Source organism: Roseivirga sp. E12, assembly GCF_017592825.1.
In the GTDB taxonomy this organism is placed as follows: Bacteria; Bacteroidota; Bacteroidia; order Cytophagales; family Cyclobacteriaceae; genus Roseivirga.
In genome coordinates this window covers 1-1,373 of the sequence record NZ_JAGFMD010000022.1, presented here as the reverse complement: position 1 = coordinate 1,373, position 1,373 = coordinate 1, and the positions used below count along the sequence as shown (strand labels likewise).

The 1,373-nt window shown below is 49.7% G+C and carries 1 protein-coding gene; it reads left to right on the top strand.

Translation table 11 applies throughout. The features are described 5' to 3' along the window. Positions 1–1,373, top strand: a 1,373-nt coding sequence (locus J4E76_RS20725) for a Calx-beta domain-containing protein (RefSeq protein WP_208506712.1), incomplete at both ends; no start/stop codon positions are given.

The window sequence follows — 1,373 nt, the reverse complement described above, 5'->3', positions numbered from 1 at the left end:
TATACAACCATTACATCTCAGACCTTAACTTTTGCAGGTACAGCGGGAGAGACGCAGACTTTTACGGTCACCCCGACAGCCGATACTAAGCTGGAGGCCAATGAGACTTTGACCATCAGTCAGGCTAACCTATCGGCAACTACATTAAGTGTAGCTATCTCCGATGGTGCGACAGTCACCATCACCAATGATGATGCAGCCGCAGTAACGATTGCCGATGTCAGTGGAGCGGAGAATGGTGGAGCGATAACAGTTACCGCTACGCTAGATAACGCTGTTCAGGGCGGCTTTACGGTAGATATGAGCTCTGCCGATGGCACCGCAACTACAGCCGACAGTGACTATACAGCCGTCACATCTCAGACCTTAACCTTCGCGGGTACAGCGGGAGAGACGCAGACCTTTACGGTAACTCCAACAGCAGACACAAAACTGGAAGCCAATGAGACTTTGACCATCAGTCAGGCCAACCTATTGGCAACAACATTAAGTGTAGCGATCTCCGATGGGGCGACAGTCACCATCACCAATGATGATGCAGCAGCAGTAACGATAGCCGATGTCAGTGGAGCAGAGAATGGTGGAGCCATCACGGTTACTGCTACGCTGGACAATGCCGCCCAAGGAGGCTTCACAGTAGATGTAAGCACAGCCGATGGCACCGCAACCACAGTCGACAGTGACTATACGGCCGTCACATCTCAGACATTAACTTTTGCAGGTACAGCAGGAGAGACGCAGACCTTTACTGTCACTCCAACAGCAGATACAAAACTGGAAGCCAATGAGACTTTGACCATCAGTCAGGCTAACCTATTGGCAACAACATTAAGTGTAGCGATCTCCGATGGGGCGACAGTCACCATCACCAATGACGATGCAGCCGCAGTAACGATTGCAGCTGTCAGTGGTGCTGAAGATGCAGGAGCGATAACAGTTACCGCCATGCTAGACAATGCAGTAGATGGCGCTTTCACTGTAGATGTAAGCACAGCCGATGGCACAGCGACATTAGCCAACAGTGACTATACAGCCATCACCTCACAGACCTTAACTTTTGCAGGTACAGCAGGAGAGACGCAGACCTTCACAGTGACGCCAACAGCAGATGCTACATCTGAGGGGAATGAAACCATCCAAATTATTCAGAGCAATTTGACCGGTACTGCATTGGCTGTAAATATTAGTGATGTGGGCATGGTGACAATCAGCGATGATGATGATGGTACTGCTCCAATAGGATATACTGTCAGTTTCGATGATGCCTTAATTGGGGCCTCAGAAGTGACTACGAGCAAGTTTACATTCGCTGGGGCGGAAGTAGGCACAACGTATAATTACACAGTGTCCTCTGATGGAGGAGGAACTAATGT